Source organism: Spirillospora sp. NPDC048819, from assembly GCF_040650055.1.
Classification (GTDB): Bacteria; Actinomycetota; Actinomycetes; order Streptosporangiales; family Streptosporangiaceae; genus Spirillospora.
Genome location: NZ_JBEZGN010000038.1, coordinates 101,406 through 109,314, shown reverse-complemented (window position 1 = coordinate 109,314; position 7,909 = coordinate 101,406). Strand labels below are relative to the sequence as shown.

The following is a 7,909-nucleotide window of genomic DNA, read 5'->3' as shown; positions in this document are numbered from 1 at the left end:
GGGTACACGCGGGAGTTCCCGGTGGAGCGGATGATGCGCGACGCCAAGATCACCCAGATCTACGAGGGCACCAACCAGATCCAGCGCATGGTCATCGCCCGCCAGCTCCTCAAGTAGCCGGCAGCCGCACCTCGAACAGCGCGCCGCCCTCGGGGGCCTCGCCGACGGTGATGCCCCCGCCGTGCGCGACCACCAGGTCCCTGGCGATGGCCAGGCCGAGACCCGCCCCGCCCTCGTCCCGGCTGCGGGCGTCGTCCAGCCGCACGAACCGCTCGAAGATCCGTTCGCGGTCGGCGGGCGGCACCCCCGGGCCGTCGTCGGCGACCCGCACCACCGCCGCGCCCGCCTCCTCGCGCAGCGACAGCCGGACGACCTCGCCCGCATGCCTCTCCGCGTTGTCGAGCAGGTTGCCGATGACCCGCGACAGCCGCTGCGGCACGCCCGTGACGTGGGGATCCGCCTCGACCGACAGCCCCACGGGAATCCGGTCGGCCGTGCGGCGCCCCACCTCGTCCCGGATGAGCCGGCCGAGCGCGACGGACTGCTCCGGCGCACGGTCCCCGGCGTCGAGGCGGGCGAGCAGCAGCAGGTCGGCGGCGAGGTGCTGGAGCCTGACGACGTCCTCGACGAGCCCGTCGACGTCCAGCAGCTCCGGATGCGCCGCCGCGACCTCCAGTTGAGTGCGCAGCGACGCGATCGGGCTCCGCAGCTCGTGTGACGCGTCCGCGACGAACCCGCGCTGCTGCGCCGCCGACTCCTGCAGCCGGGCGAGGGTCTCGTTCGTGGTGTCCGCCAGCCTGGCGATCTCGTCCCCCGAGTCCGGGACGGGGACCCGGCGGACGAGGTCGCCCGCCGCGGTGATCTCGGCGAGCTCCGCACGGACGGCCTCCACCGGACGCAGCGCACGCCGGGTGACCAGCCACGTCACGCCCGCGACGACGGCCAGCAGCAGCGGCAGGCCCGCGAGCATCGCCCGGGTGGCGGTGCCGACCGCGTCCCGGGCCGCGGCGAGGTCCGCGCCCGCGTACACGGTGACGGTCTCGTCCCGCGGGGTCGTCGCCTCGACGGCCGCGAACCGGTAGTCGGCGGTGCGGCCGTCCACGGTCGCGGCGCCGGTGGTCAGGCGCGGGTCCCCGTCCTCCACCTCACCGCGTCCGGGGTCGTCGCCGTCGTCATCGTCATCGTCATCGCGGTCCGGCGCCGGCCGGGCGGGCCGCACCCCGGGGGAGCCGGTCCCCTCGATAGCCTCCAGGTCCTCGCTGGCCGCCAGCACCCTCCCGTCCTCGTCGACGACCTGGACCGGATGGTCTTCGCCGTCCGGCAGGTCGAGGTTCGCGTAGGGGGTGCCCGTCGCGAGCTGCGCCGCGACGTCCCGTGCGGTCACCTCCGCCCTCAGATCGGCCTGCCCGCCGAGGCTGGCGCGCAGCAGCAGCACGACCGCGAGGCCCGCCACGATCAGCGCGCCGGCCACCACGGCGGTCGCGCCCACGGTCGTCCGCGCCCGGACCGACGACAGGCGACGGCCCACGTCAGGCGCCCCCGTCCCGGGCCAGCCGGTATCCCGCCCCGCGCACCGTCGAGATGGACCTGCGCCCGAACGGGACGTCGAGCTTGCGGCGCAGCGCGCTCACGTACACCTCGACGATGTTGGGGTCGCCGTCGTAGGCGAGATCCCAGACCGCCTGCATTATCTGCGCCTTCGACACCACCTGGCCCGCGTTCGACGCCAGATGCTCCAGCACGGCGAACTCCTTGGCCGTCAGCTCCACCTCCACGTCCCCCCGGAAGACCCTCCGCGCCGCCGGGTCCACGGTGAGGTCGCCCAGCATGATGTCCGGGGCCGCGCCTCGCGTCCGGCGGCGCAGCAGCGCACGGACACGGGCGACCAGCACCACGTACGAGAACGGCTTGGTGAGATAGTCGTCGGCGCCCGTGTCCAGGCCCTCGGCCTCGTCGTACTCGCCGTCCTTGGCGGTCAGCATCAGGATCGGCGTGTCGTCGCCCGCCGCGCGCAGTTCCGCGCACACCCGGTATCCGTTCATTCCGGGCAGCATGATGTCGAGAATGATCAGGTCGAACTCCCCGCCGAGCGCCCGATGGAGTCCCTCGGCGCCGTCGTGGACGGTCTCGACCACGAACCCCTCGGCCGTCAGCCCCTGCGCGAGGGACCTGGCCAGGCGCTTCTCGTCCTCCACGATCAGCAGGCGCATGTGCACAGACTGCCAAACCCGACCTGAAGACGGCTTCAGGTTACTTCAGGTCCGCTACAGGAACCCTCAGCATGGTGGAGGTCGTACGGGGCCGGATCGCCGGCCGCCGGATGCGGCACCCGGAGGTGGGGGTTCGATGAGTATCGACGTACGGCGCATGTTCACGGGACGCGGGCTGCTGGTGACGGTGGTCGCCGCGGGGGTCCTCGCGGGCGGCGGGGCCACGGCGGTCGCCGCCGCGAACGACGACGGTCCGCGCGGCGGGCAGGGCACGGCCCCGACCGCAAGCCCGTCGCCCTCCGACGACGGGGCCTCCGCCCGGCCGTCCGGCGCACCCGTCACCCCCGTCACGGCGGTGGAGGCGGCGGCCGCGGCGCTGAAGGCGGTTCCCGGCGAGATCGAGGAGATCGACCTCGACGACGGCGTCTGGGAGATCGACGTCCTGGCGAAGGACGGCGGATGGCGGGACGTGACCGTCCACTCCGAGAACGGCAGGGTCCTGTCCAACCGCGCGGACGACGGCGATGACGACGACCGGGACGAGGCCGCCGCGCTGCGGAAGGCGAAGGTCACCGCGTCGGACGCCGCCGGCGCCGCGCTGAGGGCCGCGCCGGGCACCGTGACGTCCGTCGAGTTCGACGAGGACGGCGGCAAGGCCGTCTGGGAGGTCGAGGTCACCGGCCCGGACGGGAACGAGCGCGAGCTCATCGTGGACGCTGCGACCGCGAAGGTCCTGGCGGACCACGACGATGACGGCGACGACGACCGCGACGACGACTGACGGTCCCCGGGGTGGGAAGGAACGGGGTGAGGGAGGGTGCGTATGAAGAAGGACGGCCCTGGCCCCGCCATCGACACGAGCGTCTCCCACGTGGCGCGCATCTGGAACTACTGGCTGGGCGGCAAGGACAACTATCCGGTGGACCGGGAGGTCGGCGACCAGATCCTCGGGATGCTGCCCGACGTGGCGCGGCTGGCGCGCGCCAGCCGGCTGTTCCTCAACCGCGTCGTCTGGCACCTGGCCGCCGAGGCGGGCGTCCGCCAGTTCATCGACATCGGGACGGGCCTGCCCACGGTGGACAACACGCACGAGGTCGCCCAGCGCGCGGCGCCCGAGTCGAGGATCGTCTACGTCGACCACGACCCGCTCGTCCTGGAGCACGCGAAGATGCTGCTCACCAGCACCCCCGAGGGCATGACCACGTATGTCCACGCCGACCTGCGCGACCCCGCCCGCATTCTGGAGGCCGCCGCCGAGACGCTGGACTTCAGCCGGCCGATCGCGCTGACGCTCATGGGCGTTCTGGAATTCGTCCCCGACGACGATGAAGCGTACGCGATCGTGGGGCGCCTGCTGGACGCGCTGCCCTCGGGGAGCTACCTCGCCATGTTCGACGGGACGAACGTCATTCACGGCGAGACGTCCGACCGGATCGTCGAGGTCTGGAACGCCTCGGGCAACGCGCAGCTCGTCCTGCGGACGCCCGAGCAGATCGAGCGGTTCTTCGACGGCCTGGAGATCCAGGAGCCCGGTGTGGTCCCCGTGACGCACTGGCGTCCGGACGCGCCCGGAGGCGAGCCGGAAGCGGTGGACGCGTTCGGCGCCGTGGGCCGCAAGCCCTAGCCTGGCGCCCGCCCTTGACATGCACCCATCTGGTTGCCTATCTTTACAGGCAACCAGATGGCTGCATATCGGGACGGTGTATGAACGAGGTCTTCAAGGCGCTGGCCGACACGAGCCGGCGCCGTCTGCTGGACAGCCTGAACACCCGCAACGGGCAGACCCTCCGGGAGCTGTGCACCGGGCTGGACATGACCCGGCAGTCGGTCAGCAAGCACCTCGCGGTCCTTGAGGCCGCGGACCTCGTGACGACCGTGCGCCGTGGACGCGAGAAGCTCCACTACCTCAACGCCGCCCCGATCAACGCCATCGCCGACCGCTGGATGAGCCGGTACGACCGGCAGCGGGCCCGTGCGCTCGCCGACCTGCAGACCGCATTGGAGCAGACCCCGATGGCCATGAACGACTTCATCTACACGACCTACATCAAGACCACGCCGGAGCGCCTCTGGCAGGCGCTGACCGACCCGGGCTTCACCCGCCGGTACTGGGGCGTGGCCTTCGAGACGGACTGGAAGCCCGGATCCACGATCACCTGGCATGAGGAGGGCACGACGACGGCCGATCCTGAGCAGGTCGTCCTCGAAGCCGAGCCCGGCCGCCGCCTCTCCTACACCTGGCACACGTTCACGCCGGAGTGGGCCGCGTCCGTCGGCGTGGACGAGGAGACCCGCGCCATGCTCCTCGCCGAGCCCCGCTCCAAGGTGACCTTCGAGATCGAGCCGGCGGGGGAGACCGTCAAGCTGACGGTCGTCCATGAGGCGGGCGACGTCCTGCTCGGCATGTCCCGCCACGGCTGGCCGGCCATCATGTCCGGCGTCAAGACCCTCCTGGAGACCGGCGAGCCCCTCCCGGCCCCCGCCGGCTGACGTCCGTCCGGCCATCCCCCCGACGTCGCCTCGCGCGCGGACGCGACGCAGTCACAGCAGCATGTCGCTGCCGCCGGATTCTTCCTCGCCGTCCGTGGTGTGCTCCAGTTCGGCGTACTCGTCCTCGGGCCAGAGCGCGTCGGCGAGGAAGGCGAGGTACTCCTCCTCGCCGGGGTCGAGTTCGGCGGTCATCGACTCCGGGTGGACGGCGGGGGCCTGCGGGGGCGGCTCGGGGGGCGGGTCTCGGTCGAGTCCGGCGGGCATGGGACGGAGCAGGTTCGGCAGGCAGAGGCCGAACAGGGCGACCAGTGACACGAGGACCAGCACCGTGATCACACCACACCGTCCTTTCACGGTCGAGTTCCACATGATTCTTGCGTAAGTAGCAAAACAGTTGAACGTTATCGGGATGACCGATCGGATGGGAGGCCGACATGCTGACCGCCGGTGACAATGGCCCCGTGGAGTCTCCCGTCGACGCGCGTGCGCGCGAGCTGGCCAGGATCATCTGGGACCATCTCGTCCTGTCCGGTCCCCTCTTCAAGGCTGACGTGATCCTCGCGCTGGGGTGCCACGACACGCGGGTGGCGGTGCACGCGGCCAGGCTTTGGCACGAAGGATGGGCGCCGCTGGTGGTCGTCTCGGGCGGGCGCGGGAAGATCACCTCGTCCTGGGACGAAACGGAGGCACGGGTGTTCGGGCGGGTCGTGCGCGAGCACGGGGTGCCCGGGCGGGCGCTGCTGCTTGAGGAGACGGCGGCGAACACGGGGGAGAACGTCACCGCGACGCGGCGGCTGCTGGGGGAGCGCGGCGTCGCGGTGGGGAGCGGGATCCTGGTCGCCAAGCCTTACATGACGCGCAGGGCGCTCGCCACGGCGCGGCGCCAATGGCCGGGAGTGCGCTGGGCCGCCTCGGCTCCCGAGATCGGGTTCGACGCGTTCGGCGGGGACGAGCGGCAGTTCATCGAGCTGATGGTGGGCGACCTGCAGCGGATGGTCGTCTACGCGGACCGGGGCTTCCAGGTGCCCGTGCCCGTCCCGGCGGCGGCCTGGGCGGCGTACGAGGAGCTTGCGCGGCTGGGATTCGACCGGCACGTGATCAGGTGATCACGTGCTCGGGTGACGGGTCAGGCGGCCGTCGTGGGACGGTGCGGATCGATCACCCGGCCGTCGGGCAGCAGTTCGCCCGTGTCCTCGAAGACGACGATGCCGTTGCAGAGAAGGCTCCATCCCTGCTCGGGGTGGCTGGCGACGGTGCGCGCGGCCTCGCGGTCCACGTCGTCCGGCGTAGGACAGTGCGGCTCGTGTGTGCAGATCGAGTCGGGTTGAGCGGTCACGGGTTTCCTCCACGGTGTCCCAGTGATTAAGGACATAGATGCAGCCTGCCGTCGCACGTCCGAAATATGCAAGTGGATGGGGAATTCTTTACTGTTCGGTACGTGTGAAGCCGGACAAGTCCGGGCAACTGGCCACATTCAGTGCAAGAGACCGCTGTCCGGCTCGTCGCCGTGGTCCACGTCCAGGCCGACGACACAGGCGCAGCCCTTGCAGACCCACTCGCCGATGACCGCCTCGGAGTTGGTGCCGTGGGTGCGGTACGGGCGGTCGACCCTCCTGCGCCGCATGCCGTGCCCGCAGGACGAGTGCAGGAGCCGGCCGCAGGCGGGGCACGGCCAGACGTCCTCCCGCCGCAGGTTGCACTGGGGGCACAGCGGGGAGACGTAGTGCCCGCCGGGGTCGGTGAGCTCCAGTTCGCCGATCCACTCGTACTCGAGATCGAGGTACTCGTCGCCCGGCCAGTGATGGTCGGCCAGCCAGGCGAGGTACTCCTCGTCCCCCGGCCCCAGGACGGCCGTCAGGGACTCGGGGTGCTCCTTCTCCGGGCGGTGTCGGCGCCTGCCGTGCCGCGCGGTGGCCAGGAGCGTCAGCAGGCCGAGGAGCGCGGCCGCGGCCAGGCCAGTCGCCATGGGCATCGCGGCGTCCTTACATGATCTTGTGGCGGGAAATCCGATCATGAATTCACTTCACAAAACGCTGCGAACGCTACAAGAAAGGCCCAACAACGGAAAAGTCGATCAAAAAGATCCTTTACCCGGATCATGTGGACCACCGTGTCCGAAACCCGGGTCGAACATCGTCCAGAACCGGTGCTGCCTGCGGGAACCGGGGGCTCGGGCCTCACGCACGGCGCGGCCCCGCCGGTGCAAGTTTCACTCTGCGCTGAATCGGCCGATCAGTCCTTGCGGCCCAGGACGGCCACCATCTGGGTGTGCAGGGGATGCTCGAGCGGACCCGCCGGCCCGTCCGGCCGCCACTCGGTCACGTGCGCCACACCGGGTTCGAGAACCGTGAGCCCCTCCATGAAGCGCTCGATCTCCGAGGAGTGGCGGAAGTAGGAGCCGCCCAGCCCCGACTGGAGGATGCGCTTGGCCTCCTCGACGCGAGGGTCGTTCCCGGCGTCGTGCAGGTGCGTCAGCATGATGTGGCTGCCGGACGACAGGAACGGCTGCAGCGCCCGGACGACGCCCGCGGGGTCCCGTTCGTCCGGCACGTGGTGGATGATCGCGGCCAGCACGACCCCCACCGGGCGCGACAGATCGAGCAGCCGGGTCAGCGCGGGGTCGGTGAAGATCTTCTCCGGCTCGTACAGGTCGCCCTGGATGAACGTCGCGACGCCCGTCTCGGTGAGCAGGGCCCGCCCGTGCGCCAGCACGATCGGGTCGTTGTCGACGTAGACGACCCGCGCGCCCGGGTTCGCGGCCCGGGCGAACTGATGCACGTTGGACGACGTGGGCAGACCCGACCCGATGTCGACGAACTGGTCGATGCCGAGTTCCGCGGCCATGTACGTCACGGCCCGTTCGATCGCGACGCGGTTGCCCTTCGCCACCACGGGAGCCTCGGGCACGAGCTGCATCACCATGTCGGCCACCTCGCGGTCGGCGGCGAAGTTGTCCTTGCCGCCGAGGAAGTAGTCGTAGACGCGCGCGAAGGTGGGGGTGGAGGGATCGATGCCGGGGGGCGCGCTCTCGGGGAGGTCGTCGTCCACGCGGGCGGCTCCTTTGACTGGCGGCGGGCGGGGGCTGGCGGCGGGTGGGGGCCGGCGGACGGTCGGCGCTGTGCCGCGGCGGATGTGGGGATCTCCAAGATTACGGCGGTTCGCGCTGGCGGGCAGCTCTTTCCCGCCATCTCGGCCGGCCCCGCTGCGGT

11 protein-coding genes are annotated in these 7,909 nt (G+C 71.1%); 5 read left to right on the top strand and 6 right to left on the bottom strand.

All coding sequences use genetic code 11. The features are described from left to right. On the top strand, window positions 1–117 hold a 117-nt coding region (locus AB0C35_RS37005; RefSeq protein WP_358466550.1), incomplete at its 5' end, for an acyl-CoA dehydrogenase family protein. On the opposite strand, the gene AB0C35_RS37000 is transcribed toward AB0C35_RS37005, so the two are convergent. Together AB0C35_RS37000 and AB0C35_RS36995 are read right to left on the bottom strand one after the other, a co-directional pair. After that, window positions 110–1,528: a HAMP domain-containing sensor histidine kinase gene (locus tag AB0C35_RS37000; RefSeq protein WP_358466538.1), complete on the bottom strand. Its 1,419-nt coding sequence runs from the start codon at window positions 1,526–1,528 to the stop codon at window positions 110–112. The two genes, AB0C35_RS37005 and AB0C35_RS37000, sit on opposite strands and share 8 nt — an antisense overlap. A gap of 1 nt (window position 1,529) precedes the next feature. Beyond that, entirely contained in the window at window positions 1,530–2,210 is a 681-nt protein-coding gene (locus AB0C35_RS36995; RefSeq protein WP_358466536.1) for a response regulator transcription factor, read from the bottom strand. A 136-nt stretch (window positions 2,211–2,346) separates the two neighbouring features. On the opposite strand from AB0C35_RS36995, the gene AB0C35_RS36990 reads away from it, so the two are divergent. The 3 genes from AB0C35_RS36990 to AB0C35_RS36980 all read left to right on the top strand — a co-directional run bounded on the left by AB0C35_RS36990 (window position 2,347) and on the right by AB0C35_RS36980 (window position 4,700). Next, window positions 2,347–2,991 (top strand): PepSY domain-containing protein, encoded by a 645-nt coding sequence (locus AB0C35_RS36990; protein WP_358466534.1) that lies wholly within the window; start codon window positions 2,347–2,349, stop codon window positions 2,989–2,991. A gap of 42 nt (window positions 2,992–3,033) precedes the next feature. Beyond that, window positions 3,034–3,834, top strand: coding sequence for an SAM-dependent methyltransferase (locus AB0C35_RS36985; RefSeq protein WP_358466532.1), 801 nt, complete (start codon window positions 3,034–3,036; stop codon window positions 3,832–3,834). An 80-nt stretch (window positions 3,835–3,914) separates the two neighbouring features. Then, entirely contained in the window at window positions 3,915–4,700 is a 786-nt protein-coding gene (locus AB0C35_RS36980) for a metalloregulator ArsR/SmtB family transcription factor (protein WP_358466530.1), read from the top strand. 51 nt (window positions 4,701–4,751) lie between these two features. On the opposite strand, the gene AB0C35_RS36975 is transcribed toward AB0C35_RS36980, so the two are convergent. Next, window positions 4,752–5,036, bottom strand: a complete 285-nt coding sequence (locus AB0C35_RS36975) for a hypothetical protein (protein ID WP_358466528.1) — start codon at window positions 5,034–5,036, stop codon at window positions 4,752–4,754. Window positions 5,037–5,161: 125 nt separating this feature from the next. On the opposite strand from AB0C35_RS36975, the gene AB0C35_RS36970 reads away from it, so the two are divergent. Beyond that, window positions 5,162–5,806 carry a YdcF family protein gene (locus AB0C35_RS36970; protein WP_358466527.1) on the top strand — a complete coding sequence of 215 codons (645 nt, stop codon included), beginning with the start codon at window positions 5,162–5,164 and terminating at the stop codon, window positions 5,804–5,806. Between the two features lie 20 nt (window positions 5,807–5,826). Here the strand turns inward: AB0C35_RS36970 and AB0C35_RS36965 are convergent, their stop codons facing one another. The 3 genes from AB0C35_RS36965 to AB0C35_RS36955 all read right to left on the bottom strand — a co-directional run bounded on the left by AB0C35_RS36965 (window position 5,827) and on the right by AB0C35_RS36955 (window position 7,748). After that, a complete protein-coding gene (locus tag AB0C35_RS36965; RefSeq protein WP_358466548.1) occupies window positions 5,827–6,015 on the bottom strand; it encodes a DUF5999 family protein in 189 nt (62 codons plus the stop codon). A gap of 159 nt (window positions 6,016–6,174) precedes the next feature. Then, window positions 6,175–6,672, bottom strand: coding sequence for a hypothetical protein (locus AB0C35_RS36960; RefSeq protein WP_358466525.1), 498 nt, complete (start codon window positions 6,670–6,672; stop codon window positions 6,175–6,177). A 260-nt stretch (window positions 6,673–6,932) separates the two neighbouring features. After that, entirely contained in the window at window positions 6,933–7,748 is an 816-nt protein-coding gene (locus AB0C35_RS36955) for an SAM-dependent methyltransferase (protein WP_358466523.1), read from the bottom strand. Window positions 7,749–7,909 lie beyond the last annotated feature (161 nt).